This is a genomic window from Rhodopseudomonas infernalis, assembly GCF_022271405.1.
GTDB lineage: Bacteria > Pseudomonadota > Alphaproteobacteria > Rhizobiales > Xanthobacteraceae > Rhodopseudomonas > Rhodopseudomonas infernalis.
Window position 1 is genome coordinate 37,400 of sequence record NZ_JAJNAL010000019.1, and the last position, 16,551, is coordinate 53,950.

12 protein-coding genes are annotated in these 16,551 nt (G+C 61.9%); 3 read left to right on the forward strand and 9 right to left on the reverse strand.

Annotated elements, in window-relative coordinates; all coding sequences use genetic code 11:
- Window positions 1-227 precede the first annotated feature (227 nt).
- The gene (locus tag LPW26_RS14285; RefSeq protein WP_238736072.1) at window positions 228-680 is read right to left on the reverse strand and encodes a carboxymuconolactone decarboxylase family protein; all 453 of its coding nucleotides are present in this window, start codon (window positions 678-680) and stop codon (window positions 228-230) included.
- Between the two features lie 273 nt (window positions 681-953).
- Window positions 954-2,549 (reverse strand): ABC-F family ATP-binding cassette domain-containing protein, encoded by a 1,596-nt coding sequence (locus LPW26_RS14290; RefSeq protein ID WP_238736073.1) that lies wholly within the window; start codon window positions 2,547-2,549, stop codon window positions 954-956.
- Between the two features lie 263 nt (window positions 2,550-2,812).
- Between LPW26_RS14290 and LPW26_RS14295 the strand changes: the two genes are divergently transcribed.
- Complete coding sequence (locus LPW26_RS14295; protein WP_238736074.1) at window positions 2,813-3,556, forward strand: SDR family oxidoreductase; 744 nt, start codon at window positions 2,813-2,815, stop codon at window positions 3,554-3,556.
- Window positions 3,557-3,576: 20 nt separating this feature from the next.
- Here LPW26_RS14295 and LPW26_RS14300 read toward each other — a convergent pair whose 3' ends face one another.
- The 4 genes from LPW26_RS14300 to LPW26_RS14315 all read right to left on the reverse strand — a co-directional run bounded on the left by LPW26_RS14300 (window position 3,577) and on the right by LPW26_RS14315 (window position 8,276).
- Window positions 3,577-4,209, reverse strand: a complete 633-nt coding sequence (locus tag LPW26_RS14300) for a response regulator transcription factor (protein WP_238736075.1) — start codon at window positions 4,207-4,209, stop codon at window positions 3,577-3,579.
- The gene (locus LPW26_RS14305; protein ID WP_238736076.1) at window positions 4,206-6,485 is read right to left on the reverse strand and encodes a PAS domain-containing protein; all 2,280 of its coding nucleotides are present in this window, start codon (window positions 6,483-6,485) and stop codon (window positions 4,206-4,208) included. Before LPW26_RS14305 ends, LPW26_RS14300 begins: the two co-directional genes overlap by 4 nt.
- Before the next feature lie 146 nt (window positions 6,486-6,631).
- The gene (locus tag LPW26_RS14310; RefSeq protein ID WP_238736077.1) at window positions 6,632-7,159 is read right to left on the reverse strand and encodes a cytochrome P460 family protein; all 528 of its coding nucleotides are present in this window, start codon (window positions 7,157-7,159) and stop codon (window positions 6,632-6,634) included.
- A 79-nt stretch (window positions 7,160-7,238) separates the two neighbouring features.
- On the reverse strand, window positions 7,239-8,276 hold the full coding sequence (locus LPW26_RS14315) for an alpha/beta fold hydrolase (protein WP_238736078.1): 1,038 nt from the start codon (window positions 8,274-8,276) through the stop codon (window positions 7,239-7,241).
- 238 nt (window positions 8,277-8,514) lie between these two features.
- On the opposite strand from LPW26_RS14315, the gene LPW26_RS14320 reads away from it, so the two are divergent.
- Window positions 8,515-9,936: an aldehyde dehydrogenase family protein gene (locus LPW26_RS14320; RefSeq protein WP_238736079.1), complete on the forward strand. Its 1,422-nt coding sequence runs from the start codon at window positions 8,515-8,517 to the stop codon at window positions 9,934-9,936.
- 405 nt (window positions 9,937-10,341) lie between these two features.
- Here the strand turns inward: LPW26_RS14320 and LPW26_RS14325 are convergent, their stop codons facing one another.
- The gene (locus LPW26_RS14325) at window positions 10,342-11,664 is read right to left on the reverse strand and encodes a tyrosine-type recombinase/integrase (RefSeq protein WP_238736080.1); all 1,323 of its coding nucleotides are present in this window, start codon (window positions 11,662-11,664) and stop codon (window positions 10,342-10,344) included.
- 636 nt (window positions 11,665-12,300) lie between these two features.
- On the opposite strand from LPW26_RS14325, the gene LPW26_RS14330 reads away from it, so the two are divergent.
- A complete protein-coding gene (locus LPW26_RS14330; protein ID WP_238736081.1) occupies window positions 12,301-14,223 on the forward strand; it encodes a hypothetical protein in 1,923 nt (640 codons plus the stop codon).
- Here LPW26_RS14330 and LPW26_RS14335 read toward each other — a convergent pair.
- The gene (locus tag LPW26_RS14335) at window positions 14,220-14,939 is read right to left on the reverse strand and encodes a hypothetical protein (protein ID WP_238736082.1); all 720 of its coding nucleotides are present in this window, start codon (window positions 14,937-14,939) and stop codon (window positions 14,220-14,222) included. The two genes, LPW26_RS14330 and LPW26_RS14335, sit on opposite strands and share 4 nt — an antisense overlap.
- Window positions 14,940-15,538: 599 nt before the next feature.
- On the reverse strand, window positions 15,539-16,441 hold the full coding sequence (locus LPW26_RS14340; RefSeq protein ID WP_238736083.1) for a 3'-5' exonuclease: 903 nt from the start codon (window positions 16,439-16,441) through the stop codon (window positions 15,539-15,541).
- Window positions 16,442-16,551 lie beyond the last annotated feature (110 nt).

Here is a 16,551-nt window from a genome sequence, read left to right on the forward strand (position 1 = left end):
GAGGCCAATGACTATTGGCGACAGATGGTTGCGCTCGATTTCGCCGTCCGGACACACGTTAGCTTTTGGTTTTGCGCCGGGAGACAAAGCTGGTCCGCTCTGCCTTTAGACCTGCTCGGAGAAGAAACTTCGCTGTGCATTGGGGACCGCTGAGGTCGGCCTCAACGGTCGCGAGCAAGGGCAGCGGAGAAGCGAGGAATATCGTCGACGCTCCCTCCCCCGCTTCGTCAAGGGGTCTTGGCTGCCGGAGGAAGGCGGAAACTTATACCAAGTCGGTTGAACGCATTCATGGTAGCGATGGCGATCGTGAGATCCACCAGGTCCCTCGGTTCGAAGACTGCCGAGGCGGCGGCATATGCTTGGTCCGACGCGTGCGTTTCGCTGACACGCGTAACCTCCTCGGCCCATGCCAGTGCAGCTTGTTCCTGATCGGAGAATAGGTAGGAAGCCTCGTCCCACACCGGGACCAACATGACCTTGTCGACCGACATGCCGCCCTTCATCAGGTCGCGCGCATGTATGTCGATACAGTGAGCGCAGCCATTGATCTGCGACACGCGCAGGAACACGAGGTGGATAAGCTGCGACGGCAGATGGGTGCTTGTGGTGATATAGTGATGAATGCCTCCGAAAGCCCTAGCTCCTTGGGGAGCGGCTTCCATCCAATTCAATCTGTTCATCGAGCGACTCTGTCATGATGCGGAGTCAATCGGTCAACCCTCGTCAACCTATGCGGTCAAACGAGTGGGCTTTGTCTCCGATTGCCGCCTCCATTTGAGGCCGGTCGGAGCAACAATAAATCTAGACTGTGGGATAGGTTTTTGAATTGAAACCAGGCTTCAGGAAACGGGGCCTGGGCGAGATGGCGCTGCGGCTCTCGGGCGATCGATGCATAAGCTGCCGAACGATTGCGTCCAGCGGACGTAAAACTTCAAAGGTTGGTGAACCCACCTTCACTTGGGCTTCTGCTCGGTCAGATCAATTCTCCTAGATACTCCGATCGCATCGATGAACGCTTCGTCATGGCTGACGACCATCAGCGCCCCGTCATAGGCGAGAAGACCGGCCTCGATCGCGCGGATCGAGTCGAGGTCGAGGTGGTTGGTCGGCTCGTCAAGGACCAACAGAAAAGGCGGCTGTGGTCCGCCGAGGACGCAGGCGAGCCCGGCGCGCAACACCTGGCCGCCGCTCAACTGGCCGACGATCTGCAGCGCGGCGTCGCCGCGAAACAGCAGGCGCGCCAACGCCGCGCGGCAGGCGTTGACGTCCGCATCCGGATTGATCCGCTGAAAATTAGCGAGAACCGAATCCGACGGCCGCAGCAGGCTGACCTGTTGATCGAATACCGCGAGACGCGGCACGACCTGCACGGTGCCAAGCCAGGGTTGCAACTCGCCGCTGATCAGCTTCAGCAGCGTCGTCTTGCCGGTCCCGTTGCGCCCGAGGACCGCGACGCGCTCCGGGCCAGTGATCGACAGCGACAGATCGCTCAGGACCGGCCGGCCCGGCTGATAGCCCACGCTGACCAGGTCGAACGCGAGCACCGTCTTGCCGGCGGCAAGGCCGGTCGGCGCCAGCGCGACCGACGGCGTCTGGAGAACTTCGACACGCTGCCGGGCGATATCGAGCCGGGCCAGCGCTTCGAGTCGCTGGCGCGAGGCGGTGCGGGCGAGCTCACCGCCGCTGTCCTCGCTGCGATCCTTCCGCGCGCCGGCCAGAATGCGCGGCATTCCGCCCTTCGCCTGCTTGCGTGTGCCCGCCCCGTCCCGCCGCGCCTGCCGCTCGGCCGCGGCCTGCGCCTTGCGCCCGGTCTCGGCCAGACGCCGCTCCGCCTCCGCCAAATCGCGCGTCGCCGCCGACAGGTCGAGATCCTTGCGTTCGACGTAGCGACTCCAGTTGCCGCCGTAGCGCGCCGCTCCCAGCGACGTGAGCTCGACGATGGCGTCGACCGTTTCGAGCAATTCCCGGTCGTGGCTGACGACGATCGCCCCGCCGCGCCAGCCGGCGAGCAGATCGAGGACGGCGCGTCGACCGTCCCGATCGAGATTGTTGGTCGGCTCGTCCAGCAGCACGAAGTCCGGCTCGGAGAACGTCAGCGCGGCGAGGCGCGCACGCGTCGCCTGGCCGCCCGACAGAGCAGCCAGAGCGGCCTCGAGATCGACCTCGAGGCCGAACCGCGCCAGCGATGAGGCCATGCGTTGCCCGATCGTCCAATCGACCTCGGCGAGCTCGCTCGGCGCGATCTCATCCCGCTCCGCCTTGCCCAGCAGCGCCAGCGCGGCACGCGCGTCGAACAGGTCGGCGACGGTCTGGCCGGGTCGAGGCTGAGCCTCCTGGCGCAACAGCGAAATCCGTCCGGCAGTCGTAACGGTCCCGTCAGACGCGGCGCGTTCGCCGGCAATCACCGCGAGCAGCGTCGACTTGCCGACGCCACTGCGCCCGACGAGGCCGGTGCGCTCGCGCGCAAAGCTGAGATCTAGGTCAGTGAGAAGAGGTCGGCCACTCGGCGTGGCGAGAGTCAGCTTGGAGAGAACGATGGGCGCAGACATGAGGATGATACTCCCGAGAGGCAAGGCGGGTCGGCATTGCGGCTCGAGATGAAATCATCGTCGCGGTTCCAAGCAATGAGAAGGAGCGGTGCCCTTGCTTAGGGCGATCGCGCCGGCAGATCAAGCGGTCGCACGCGACGTCCGATCCGCCGCTACGACCAACGTGTTAGCCGGCCTATGCGTGAAGCCGATAGGCGACGAGGCCGTTCGACCCGCAGGGTACGGCTACGTCACCGCCGCGATTTCTGCCGAAAGGACATGCCATGACTGATGCTGCCACCGATCGACAAAGCGCGGCGGCGATCGTGTTCGGAGGCTCGCGTGGCATCGGCGCCGCGATCGCGCAGCAACTGGCCGACGACGGCTTCGCGGTCGCCCTGACCTATCTTGCCAACGCCGACAAAGCCGAAGCCATCAGCAATTCGATCAGGACGGGCGGAGGCCGGGCGATCGCGGTTCGGGCTGATAGCCGGGATCCGTCGGAAGTCCGCCGCGCTATCGAGACGGTTTCGCGCGAGCTCGGACCGCTCGACGTCGTCGTCGTCAACGCCGGCGCGCTTCGCGTCGGCCCGCTGCGGACGTTTCCCCGCGAGGATTTCGACCTGCTCGTCGACGTCAATATCCGCGGCGTGTTTCTCGCGATCCAGACGTCGATGCCGGTGCTCCGCGACGGCGGGCGGATCATCACGATCGGCAGCAACGGCGCGGTGCGAACCGGCTCGCTCGAAGGCGGCGTCTACGCGATGACGAAGGCCGCTGTCGCGAGCCTGATCCAGAGCCTCGCGCTCGAACTGGCGCCGCGCGGCATCACCGTTAACAACGTCCAGCCCGGTCCGATCGAAACCGACATGACCGCCGGGATGATCGCGGGTCTGGTCGACAAGATTCCTCTTCGGCGGATCGGCAAGCCCGGCGAGATCGCCGCGCTAGTGTCGTATCTGGCGAGCAGCGATGCCGGCTATATGACCGGCGCCAACCTGACCATCGACGGCGGCATGGTGCTCTGAACGCCGCCGAAGCGCGCCCGTCAGATCGGCGGCCTCACCCCGAGCACTTCGGCCTTGCGCACCAGATCGGCGACCGTCCGCGCGTCCATCTTCTTCATCATGATGCCGCGATGGATCTTGACGGTGACTTCGCTGACGTTCAGCTCGCCGGCAATCTGCTTGTTCATCAGCCCGGCGGCGACGAAGGTAAACAATTGCCGTTGCCGCGGCGTCAGCGACTCGAAACGCTGCCGCAGATCGGCCAGGGCGCCCTCGCCCTCGCGCCGCGCGCGATCCTTGGCGAGTGCGCGCGTGACTGCGTCCAACATGTCCTGGTCACGGAACGGCTTGGTGAGAAAATCCACCGCACCGGCCTTCATCGCCCGCACCGACATCGGAATATCGCCGTGGCCGGTCATGAACACGATTGGAATGTCCAGCCCGGCCTTCGCCAGCGCGTCCTGAAAATCGAGGCCGCTGACGCCGGGCAGACGGATGTCGAGCACCAGGCAGCACGGTATCTCCGGAATTCCGGCTTCGAGCACCTGCGCGGCCGAGCCGAACACTTTCACCTGGAGATCCATCGACCGGAACAGATAGGTCAAGGCGACGCGCATCGACTCGTCATCATCGACCACCAGCACCAACTGCCGCGTGTCGGACGTGTCCGTCATTCGGCGGCTCGCGCCAGTTCGGTCGCCGAGGCGAGCGTGAACCGGAATGTCGCGCCCGGATGACCCGCATTGGCGGTCGCCCACAATCGTCCGCCGTGCTCCTCGATGATCGAGCGGCAAATCGACAGGCCCATGCCCAGACCATTCGGCTTGGTGCTGACGAACGGATCGAACAGCGCTTGCGGATCGTCGGGAACGCCGATGCCACTGTCTTCCACCGCCACGATCGCCCGGCCGGCCGTGTCGCACGACGTGCTGATCGTCAGCATCCGCGGCCGATCCACCACCTGGTGCATCGCCTCGATGGCGTTGACGATGAGGTTGAGCACCACCTGCTGCAACTGCACGTGGTCGGCCATCACCGGCGGCGCAGCGCCGAAATCGCAGCGCAGAACGATGCCCTGGGAGTGGATTTCGTTTTGAATCAAGGCCACCACCTCGGCGACGACGCTTTCGAGGCCGAGCTGCCGGCGCTCGAACTCGGCCTTGGTCATCAGGCCTCGGACACGGCGAATGACTTCCGCCGCCCGGTTGCCATCCTTGACGATCCACTCGACCGCGCCCCGCACATCGTCCAGGTTCGGCGCCGGGCGATCGAGAAACCGCAGACAGGCCTGGCCGTTGGCGACGATCGCAGCCAGCGGCTGATTGACCTCGTGGGCGATCGTCGCGCTGATCTCGCCCAGGGTGGCGATACGCCCGGCATGAGCAAGCGCGTTTCGTGCGGCGTTGAGCGCCTCCTGCGCCCGCCGCGTCTCGGTGATATCCATCAGAGCGCCGACGATCTCGCCGGCCTCGTCGCCGCGGTGGAGCCGATGGGCGACGACACGCAGCTGCTTGCTCGACTGGTCCGGCATCAACATTCGGATTTCGTAGTCCCACGCCTCCGCGCCATCCTTCGCGCGCCCCAGTTCGTTGATCATCTTGAGGCGATCGTCGGGATGTATCCGCTGCAGCAGCAGGTCGGTCGTCACGACCGTCGCCGGTTCGATTGCCGCGATCTGATAGGTCTCGTCCGACCATTGATGCCGATCGGCGGCGGCATCCCAAGCAAAGCTTCCAGTCTTGCTGAGCTTTTGGGCCTCGGCCAGATACAGCCGGCTGCGCTGCAATTCGAATTCGGCGCGCTTGCGGTCCTCGATGTCGGTATTGGTGCCGTACCAGCCCACGATCTCGCCGCCATTGCCGCGATGCGGTTCGGCGCGAAACAGAAACCAGCGATAGTTGCCGTCGAGGCGGCGCATCCGCGCCTCGATCTCGCCGGGTTTGTGCGAGGCCAGCATCTCCTGCCATCGGTCGTGCAGCTGCGCGCGATCGTCCGGATGGACAACGGAAATCCAGCCCCAGCCACGCGCGGCTTCCAGCGACAGCCCGGTATAGTCAAGCCAGCGCTGATTGAGATACTCAGCCAAGCCGTCCGCGGCCGTCCGCCACGCCAGCGTCGGAATCAAATCGAGCGTGAGGCGCAATTCGCGCTCGGTGGCCGCAAGCCGCGCTTCTCGGTCGCGCAACGCATCTTCGGCGATCTTGCGGTCCTCGATATTGAAACCGATGGAGAACCATTTCTGGATGCGGCCGCCGGCGTCGCGCAGCGGCGCCCGGCGGATGCTGAACCACTGGAACGTCCCATCAGCGCCGCGGATCGGAGCCTCGGCGGCCATCGGTCTGCCGCTCGCCAGTGCCTGCCGCCAGGTCTCGCGCTCCGGATCGTCCGGATGAAACAGCGTTCCGCCCTTCCGGGCCGCCTCTTCGAGAGATAGTCCCGTGTAGTCCATCCAGGTTCTGTTGACGAGGCTGTGGATGCCGTCCGGCCGATACACCGACAGCATGGCGGGGATCGAGTCGACGGTCTGTTGCAGCTCGCGCTGCGCCTCGGCGACGCGGCGATGGCTCGCGCGCAATTCGAGTTCGAGCCGACGCCGGGCGTGGTTGATCCGACGATTGGAATCGCACAGATAGGCGACGAACAGCGCGGCGGCGGCGAAGAACACCAGTTGCGGAACGTCGTGCGCCCGGATGGCGAAGCTGTGTAACGGCGGAAGGAAGAAGTAGTCGAACGCCAGGATTGCCATCACGATCGCCGCGACGGCCGCGGCGATGCCCCGTCGCCAGGCCACATACATCACCCCGCAGGAAAACAGCGAAGCCGATGGCGCGACCGCCAGTAACGCCTGCAGACCAAATCCGCCGGCGACCGTGATCGCGACCACCGCGCCGGCGAACACGCAATCGAGGCCGACCTTCGCCAGGGCCCGCGGCTGGAGACGAGATGGCATCGTCAGCTCCTCTTCAGGCTCGACTGTCCAGGCCGGAGAGGCCCGTGACCAACGGCCATGAGCAAGACATACCATCTTACCACAGAAGGCCCCGACGAACAGTGCGCATCACCCGCGCTGCTGAACCGCTGCGTTCCGCACAGCGCTCAGCGGGCGTAGCGAGAGAAGACGTAGTCGTGGCCGACGACACGTGCTTGATGGCAGGCAAAGCAGGTCTGGTGCTCCGCCTCGTTGGCCGGCCGGCCCTGCACGAACCGGCCGAAGCCCCACCCGCCGCTGTCGGCGAATTTGCGCGAGTCCTTGACCATCACTTGCACCGTTGTTGCTGCGCCCGGAACGGAAGCCGGCTCGAACTCACTGGACGGGGTCCGCTTCCAGGCGAGCTTCACCAGCACCGAGCCATCCGGAAATGGCAGTTCTCCTTTCCCATAAGCCTCCATAGCGATTGGATTGCCGAGCACCGCGCGCAGTTCGTTGAGCGGTTCGCCTTCCTCGGCAGGAGCGACCAGCGGCCATGTCCGGTAGCCCTCCGGCAAGGTCACGCCATAGATCGGCGAGGCGGCGCGCGTGCCCGGCGCGTCTTCGGTATCGACGATCTGCGCTGCGGGAGACAGGCCCGCAAGCACGCAGGCCACGGCGACAGTCACAAACAATCCGGCGAGCGGCAGTTTCATGATCGCCTCTGGTATGAGAAGATTACTTGCTGGCTTGTGTGGCTACGCATGGCATCCGGCGGCGGGCGGATGAACGGACCTAGCCACCGCCGGCGACGTCGATGATCGCGGTCGCGAACGCCTGCGGCGCCTCCTGCGGCAGATTGTGTCCGATTCCGCCCGTGATCAGGCGGTGCGCATATTTGCCGGTGAACTTTTTAGCGTAGCTGGCCGGCGGCGGGTGCGGGGCGCCGTTGGCGTCGCCTTCGAGCGTGATCGTCGGCACCGTGACGGCGGGGAATGCCGAGAGCTTGCGTTCCAGATCGTCGTATTTCGCCTCGCCCTCGGCGAGGCCGAGCCGCCAGCGGTAGTTGTGGATCGAGATCGCAACGTGATCGGGATTGTCGAACGCCGCCGCGGACCGCGCAAAGGTGGCGTCGTCGAACGCCCAATGCGGCGATGCCAGCTGCCAGATCAGCCGGGCGAATTCGGCCCGGTACTTGTCGTATCCGGCCCGGCCGCGCTCGGTCGCGAAGTAATACTGGTACCACCATTGCAGCTCGGCCTTCGGCGGCAGCGGCGTCTCGTTGGCCGCCTGGCTGCCAATCAGATAGCCGCTGACCGACACCAGGCTGAGGCAGCGCTGCGGCCACAGCGCGGCGATGATGTCCGCGGTGCGGGCGCCCCAATCAAATCCCGCGAGGTGTGCGCGCTCGATCTTCAGCGCATCCATGAGATCGATGATGTCGACCGCGAGCGCGGCCTGCTGGCCGTTGCGGATCGTGTCGCTCGACAGGAACCGGGTGTCGCCGTAGCCGCGAAGATAGGGCACGACGATGCGATAGCCGCTGCCGACCAGGATCGGCACGACCTCGGCGAAGGCATGAATGTCGTACGGCCAGCCGTGCAGCAGGATCACGACCGGGCCGGCTTTCGGCCCGGCGTCGACATAGGCGACGTTCAAGGGACCGGCGACAATGTGATCGAGCGGGCCGAACGCTGCGCCCACGCCTGCCTTCGCCGGCGCGGGCTTCGGTTCCGCGGCCGCCGGCGCTGCGATGCCGAACGACGCTGCCGCGAGCGTGCCGGCTGCGACGCTCAGCAGGCGGCGGCGGGAATGAACAAGTGTGTCTGACATCGGCCTATCTCCTGATCGGTGCTGCAGGCGATCATTGCGCCGGCGCTGCTCCGGGCGGAATCGGCTGCGCGTTTGCCGCACTACGCCTTGGGTATAGGTGCATCGCCGCTCCGGCGAATTGCGAGCCGTCCCTCAGCCGATAGGTTGCCGCCGCAACCGCGGACCGATCCGCGCCCCGGACAGCGAACCGAGCGAGACGCGGTCGCCGTTCTGCCCCGATCAAGGAAGGCTGGTTCCCATGCGCACGATCGACACGAGCTATATCGACGGCAGCTTCGTCGCGGTGTCGGGGACCGAGAACCTCGATATCGTCAATCCAGCGACCGAGACCGCGATCGGCACGCTCCGCCTCGGCAGCAGGCGCGACGCGCAGCGCGCGATCGACGCGGCGAGCCGCGCGCAGGCGCGCTTCTCGCGGACGACGAAGCGGGAGCGGCTCGACCTGCTACGTGCTCTGGCGGCGGCCGTGCTGCGCCGTTCCGACGACATTCGCGACGCCACCATCGCCGAGTACGGCGCGCCGCTCGGCCGCGCACGCTGGATCAGCCAGTACGCCTCGGACTGCTTCAGCCTCACCGCGGAGGTGCTGACCGACTACGAGTTCAGCCACCGGATCGGCGACGCCATCGTGCTGATGGAGCCGGTGGGCGTCTCGGCGCTGTTCGCCCCCTGGAACGCTGCCGCCGGGACCATCTGCAGCAAGCTGGCGTCCGCGCTCGCCGCCGGATGCGCCTGCGTCGTCAAGCCCAGCGAATTCGCCGGCCTGCAGGCCCACATCGTCGCCGAAGCGATTCACGACGCGGGGCTTCCGGCTGGGCTTGTTAATTTCGTCAATGGCCGCGGCCAGGAGGTCGGCGACGAGCTGGCGAGACATCCTCGGATCGCGCGTGCCTCATTCACCGGCTCGACGCCGACCGGAAAGGCGATCGCCGGGTCCGCGGTCGAGTCGATGAAGCGCGTCAGCCTGTCGTTGTCGGGCAAGGCCCCGGCGATCATCCTCGACGATGCCGATCTCGCCGTCGCCGTCCCGATGGCGCTGCGCGCGGGACTGCAGAACAACGGCCAAGCCTGCATCGCGGCCACCCGCATCCTCGTTCCTGTCAGCAAGATCGACGAGGTCAAGGCGATCACCCGATTGGCCATCGACGCCCTGAAGGTGGGCCTGCCGACCGACCCCGACACCGAGCTGGGGCCGCTGGCGAGCCGTGCCCAGTTCGAGCGCGTGCAACGGTTCATCGCCGGCGGCATCGAGCAGGGCGCCACGCTCGTCGCCGGCGGCCTCGGCCGGCCCGATGGATTCGACCGCGGCTATTTCGTTCGGCCAACCATCTTCGGCAACGTATCGCGCGACATGGAGATCTTCAGGGAAGAGATCTTCGGACCGGTGATCTCGATCGTCTGCTACCGCGATGAAGACGACGCGATCGAACTCGCCAACGATACGGTCTATGGGCTGTTCGCCTATGTCTGGTCTGGCGATCCGGCGCGGGCGCAACGCGTAGCGCGCGAACTCCGCGCCGGCGAAGTCCTAACCAACCGGATCGCGCCGGAATTGCGGGCGCCGTTTGGAGGCGTGAAACAGTCAGGCCTCGGTCGCGAGTTCGGCGTGTATGGCCTTGAGTCGTTCCTCGAAGCAAAATCGATCGTTGAAAGCCCATAGCCTGAAGAAACGACACAACGCTGCTGACCGAGGGCGCCTCCAACACAGAGATGCGCCAAGTCTGCTTGTGGCCCGTAGCGAACGCTTGCGGCGTGCTACTTCGCCGGCCAGCCAGACTATCGCGCTGAGTGGATTGCCTAGACCGGCCGCACCGCTGCCCTGCGATACGACTTCTTCGCCTCGCGTCATCCGCATCTGCATCGCGCGAAGATCTAGGCCGTCCCAGCCGACGAACCAGGCCGCCCAACACTAACAGCCCCCGACGACGCGTTGTCGGCAACCGTATCGGCGATCCCAATGTCCCAGTTGGTGATGCGGCTGCCGACGATCTCCAACGCCGGCATCAGATACGCGACGGCGCGGATGATATCCGCCACCGTCGCAGCTTCGAGATCGATATCCCGATCAAGCCGTATCGTTTCGATCGGAGGGTTTGGAAATCATCTCTCGGGGCAGATTGCTTGGCCTCATACGAGCCAACTCCGCGTCGCGATTGGCGACGACCTTGAGCCGCGCCTTCTCGCGGCGGGATCGTGTCTTCTTGATGTAGCGATGCGCCGTGTTCGGATGAAGGTGACCGGACAAGATCATGACCTCGGGCTCGGTGCATCCTGCCTCGGCGGATTCAGTGATCCCACCATGTCGGAACGAGGTGAACTTGCAATCCGCAACGAGACCGGCAGCGGCGGCAACTTGGTGATACTTCGTATAGAAGGTGTTCGACAGCGATTCGTCCCGACCGCCCCAAGGCTTATCGGTCGTCCCGTCTCGCGGAATCAAAATTCCGGAAGTCCGGTCGCCCTTGCACTGGTCGAGCCTCGCCTCGAGAGCACCGTAGAGCGGATTGCCGTCGCGGTCGTGCAGATGGATCCAGCGTTTGTGCTTCGTCTTCCAGTGCGTGATCAGCATCTGGTCAGGGCGATCGGCGGGCTTGTAGTGCTCGACCAGCAGTCGCCCCCCGATCGATTCGACACGGATCTGGAGGTCGTACGCGACAAGACACATTGTAGCAATCGAGGAGCATTTCATTTGTTCGGCGGCGAATATGATTCGAAGGAGATCCTCCAGCGTGGCTGCGTAAATTTCCTCAGTGTAATGGCGAGCGAATTTGAGTTTTGCGAAGGGATTTTCTGAAGGAACTAGCTCGTGCACCCCCTTCGTTGAAAACAACATGCTTTTGAACGCTTCGAACGTCAATTGCGCGCTACGCGGCCGCTTCCGGATCTCCTTCTCGCCGGTGTCGTCGCTTCTCTCTTCGACCTTCTCGAATTCGATGCGGAACCGCCTACCATCGGCCGCGGTGAGCTTGTCGATCGGCAACGAGCCAAAGCGCCTGCCTGCGTATGGACCTTCGCGGAAGATGTGGTCGGCGCCGCGGGACAGATAGTAGCGAATCTTTTTTTGCCCGCGCTCGCTATTGTTGTTGAGAAACGTACCGGAGGGGTCTGTCGTGTACACCTGGATCAACTCGTCGATAGTCCCCGGCACCGGCCCCTGTGGAATCATGATGGCCCTTCCGCCCTCGCGAAATGCGTACAGGCGGGGCAGAAGCTCGTTCTCTACCCTCCTGATCGCCACCTTCACGTCGGTGCCGAGAGGCACGCAGCAGGGCTCGAAGCCGGCCTTTCGATCACGCGTAGGCACCTCAAAGCGAAAATAGAGCTCGTTGTCCCGCCCCTGATGCAGGCGGAGGTACGGAGGGAGAACGGAAACAGGTAACTGAGGCATGGCTGCGTTCCTCTTTGACGATCGCTCCAATATCAACGCCTGATACGAACGGCTCAATATCCGATGATAAAGCAGCGTTTGGCGTGGTTAACCTTACGCTGCTCGAAAACCTAAAGTTCTATGAGGTAAGTACTGGCAACCAGAAATGCCGTGCGGTCAGATACCGTAAGCGCTTACCATACCAATTCGAACTTTCGAGTCGGAACGAAAGACACTCAAGTCGGAATGAGACCCCTCTTTTCGAGGAAATAGACACGTGGGTGGTGGATTTGAACCTCCCCGCGCTTCTGATCAGTGAAGAGAAGCCCCTATAAATAAGGCTCTTCCGAATCCCATTCCGACTCTGACCTGGCTCTACAAACTACACTTATGCCTTTTGAGTTCTCAAAAGTCGGAATGAGTCGAAAGAACTCATGAAGAATTAGCAAGAGCTAGATTACCGCATATTACCGCGCCGTTATCAATCAGATTACCGGCCGCGACGGCTGCTTTTCGACGGCCAATGTCAACAGATTGACTCTCGATAAACCAGTGAGTGGATTTCCGATCAAACTACGTTTGAACCAGCACGCGCCTTAGACCCCCATTAAGTCGGAACGGGTCTCATGCTCACGTTACCGGGGGGCGGTGAAATTCATGAAATCTGAGCGCATCGACCGATTAGATAAGGCTTGCTGCAAGCTGTACGAGCAATTGGGCGTTAATTTTACGGTGCAGCAGCTCGCTGCAGAGGCCCGCGTTTCAAATTCCATTGCAGGGCCTCATAAGAGGGAATGGCTCGGCCGGCGAGTGAGAGGTTCATCTATTACCGATGAACCAGCACCATTAGAGGACAGCACTCCTGTGGTGAATGCGTTGATCGAGTTGGCTGTACAGGCGAACAACAACGTTTCCGCACTGATCGACACGGTAAACAAACTCGTCGCAGTTCTAGAGCAAAGGACCAGTCCGGGCGAACCAAGGGCCGAGAATTGGTCTAAGGCGACTGGCGCTCCCGAAGACACGCCGTCGCTGCTCTGTGAAAGTCCGCCCCCTCAGGCTGCGAAGTCCACCGAAAGAACGTCCGAAAACAAGACCAAACCCGGACCGCCAAGAATTCACACCGCCAGCGAGGCGCAAACCGCCGACTGTAAAGCGACGGCATCCCAAATGGCACCACCGGCACACCGCGAGCAATTTGCCGACGCCACCTTGGTTCCGATCGAGGCAGCCGCCGACTTCCTGGAAGGAGGGCTAATCGCTACGGAGGGGAAGCTTACGGCGCACCCACTTCAGAAGAGAGATGTCTCATCCCAAGATTGTAGGCACGATTCGACTACGCCAGCGGTCGATACTCGCCCTCCGTTGCCCGGTGGCAACGATAGTGCCCGCACGATCAGTCCGGCGCTTGTGCCTTCACCGCAACGTCGGGTGAATGGCCGTCACAAAGGCAGCGATCAATCTTCTCCAATCGATTTCGACTTAAATTCAAACAGGCCTCTGAGGCAAAACAGCCGCCATCGTCAATTCAGAGATCCGAGCTTAAGTACGGCTCCCGAATTCGGCGCGCGGCAAACAGAGTCCGAGAATGCAGAGTTGATTGAACTAGGCTCATTTGCTTACGTGGAAGAAATTGCGGAAGACGTTCTGTTGAAGGCGAAGCAGCCCCTGCCTGCCAGACAGATCTATCAAGGCCTTCCATCTTCCGTTCGCCGACGCTACTCAGCGAGGTACTTCGGCACGCTCCTTCGTTCTTCGCAACGTCTTTATCACAACAGTGGATATTTCTACCCTAAGTTGCGCGCCAAAGAAGGGCAGGCTTCCGAAGGCATCCCATTGCACATAGCCGCGACTGGGGTGACGGCGGATCTCCTCCGTGATGTAGACCGGCCCCTTTTCGCGATCGAAATTTATCCAAATTTGCCAAGCGCTCTGAAGAATAGAATCTCTGAAGAAGCGTTACAGCCAATGCTGGTGGCTGGATCTGCAGAACTCCCGCTAATCGAGATGACCAATTTTGGTGAGTGGCGTCCGATTGGTAGCTCAGCATCACAAGAGCGGCGTCGGGACTCCCGAGATTCGCTCCCTAGCTTCAAGCGAGAAGTTAATAAAATTCTAACGACCAACAATCACCCCATGCTGGGGGTCGAGATATTTGACGAGTTAAGCCCAGACCTCAAACGGAGCTTTGCGAGAGACAGGATGACGCGCCACCTGAAGAAGGTGAGAGGCATTTTTCAATATACGCGTGATAGCGGCCCGCACCTTCGCTCAAAATGGTGGATCACCGCGAAACGAATCCTGAAACCAGCCTCATCGGCCTCCGATATCGAGCCAAGTAGACGCGCTGATACGATGGCTTATCAACGCCGAGTGACCGAATACGCCGAGACTGTAATCGTCCATGGGGCGGGCGATATGAACGTGCAATCGATCCTTGCTGAAGTACGTAAGCGATTTGAAGTAGACGACGAAACACGGCTTGTGCGGGCGTTGAACAGTAGAAGGAAGGCCGCGAAATCACGGATCGTTAGAGTCGCACCAGGCACTTACCGAGCTAGGCCGGTGCACTCGGGCTAGGGGCGAGCAAGCCGCCGAAAACGAACCCGCGTAGTCGTTATCGGCTCACGGAAGGACTCGATCGCGGCAGAGAATACTCTGCCATCAAAAGAAGCTATAGACAAGAAGCCCGCAGGAATCACGAAGCAGTTCTGCGGGTCGATATCTCCCTTGGAGGTGAACTCGCTCCTCTGAGGCCAACTACTAAAATAGTGCGTCGCTATCGTGTTAAGGGATACGCGCGCACGAAGAATAGCAAATCCTCCAAGCTTTCTCGCATCCATGCCTAACATGAAGCGGAGACTGGATGAGTCGAGAGTCGGATCAAAGCCCTCGGGGCCAAACTCCTCTTTCTCTCCAAAAAAATCAGACGTTTCTCGAATGAGACCAACCAGCGCATCTCGCAGGGTCGGTCGATCGGGAAGACTGTAGAATAGACTCAATGCTGCCCTCGCCCGATTGAAACCCTTCACGGGCCCCTCAGAATGCGTCGCGACTTTTGGCATATTCATGAGGAGGCTCGTGACCTCGACGATCTGCGTCGGCACTGCGCCGCCGGCAATCGCGATCAAGATCGTCGCGACATCTTCCGCCGACATCATAGCCGCGCTGGTCCCTCGCCCCTTTTTCGTCACCATTTCTTCTTGACGAAGTACCTTAAGCGCGGTGGTCGCGATCGCCTCGGGAAGGTCGATCGCGCAAGCGAGAGATCTGGCAAGGCTGCCGGAAGACGCCATCTTTTCCAAAAATCCACAAAATTAGTTTGAGGAGGTATTTCGTTCAAATGAACCCGCCATCACGACGAGCCTCTCGAGAGAAATCTTCGGACGTTATCCGTGTCCCAGATTGCCTCCCACTTTTTGCCCTTCAGACGAAAAGCGGTAGGGTATGGGGCATCCCCTTGTGCAACCGCGTAGCACAACTCTTTGGTGTTGTTGAAGTCCATAATGGCGGCTGCCATGTCGGCTCTCAATTGCAGCGGCCACGCCGCACCTGGCGGATATCTTGCCACTTCATTCTTTACGACAACTTGCCGATCGGCCGATGTGAATCTCATCCTCCGTCCGGATGAACTCTCATCTGTACCCTGAGAGCGATCGCTCGTGCGGCTTTTACATCGCGAACTTCGAGTGAAGACAAATTTCTTTCCGTGCGAGAAGTATTCTTTGGCTTCGCTCATCTCGTCAGCTCTCGAGTTCGGTGCGGTCGCCTTCGGCTAACTATGGAAAACGATTTCGTTGCCTATCGATTTCGAGGTTCTGCCGGAACTCGACGGGTAGCCACGGTTCGTCGAGCCCCTCGTTTTGCTGCTTGGTCTTCGAGCCGCTTGTTGGCCTTAACAGCGTTCCGAGTACCGATCGAAGGCATCGATGCGTTGAGCTTCAATGTCCAGTTCGTCGCGTCCATAGATCTCTCGACACAAGAATTCTTTTTCGACTTCGAGAGCAGATTGCGCAACATCGATCCACCAGGCCTTTGGCCGACCGTTATCTCCCGCGTCCCAGCGATAGCCGCGCCGTTTCAAGCATTCGCGAAGCTCGAACGGAGCGCCAACGGCCCTGACCCGCCACCGGGGCGCACGGGCGGATTCGAGCAGCATCTCAAGACCGCGGCGACCGCTACTCGGGAGACGGCGTGAGAGCATCTCAATTCCAGCCCTGCAGTCGTGCTCGGCGCGGTGTCTGTCGTAGAAGAAACCGGAGGCTGCGGCGAGATGCACCAATTTTGTCCCTTCCACGAAACCTTCTTCGGCCCACGGAATTTCGCACCACGAACATGCCCAAGCAAAATGAGCGAACACTCCACAAAGTCGCTCGGCGAAGCGACGATCAAATGCCGCGTTATGTGCTACGATCAACACTGTATCGCTCAGGAAGGTCTCCAACTCGGCCGCAGTGATTGATTGACCGGCGACCATCTCATCGGTGATGCCGGTGAGCGCGGCAACTTCCGCGGGGATCGGGCGCCCTGGATCGCGAAGGCGACTGAAGGATTCGTGGACTGAGAAGATTCGCCCGTCAGGTCCGTAATCGAACGGCACCATCCCTATCTCGATTATCTCGTCGGTTTGCGGGTTGAGCCCAGTGGTTTCGACGTCGAGAAACACGCCGCGTTTGAGGGCTCTGCCATCCGGCGTGTGGTAGAGGGAAGGCGGATCAAAGCGGCGTAACACGCGATAGCGGCCGCTCGCTTGAAGCTGGGCCAGAATGCGCTCCAGCTCGTCCTGACCTAGCTCCATCGCTTTTCGTCTCCGTTCTAAGCCAGTCTATCTTCTCACAGCTTCGCCCAGCGTATTGCCGTAGGCGCCTTCAATACTGGATCGCAGTAGTGTGCCGCCAGCTGTTCCAT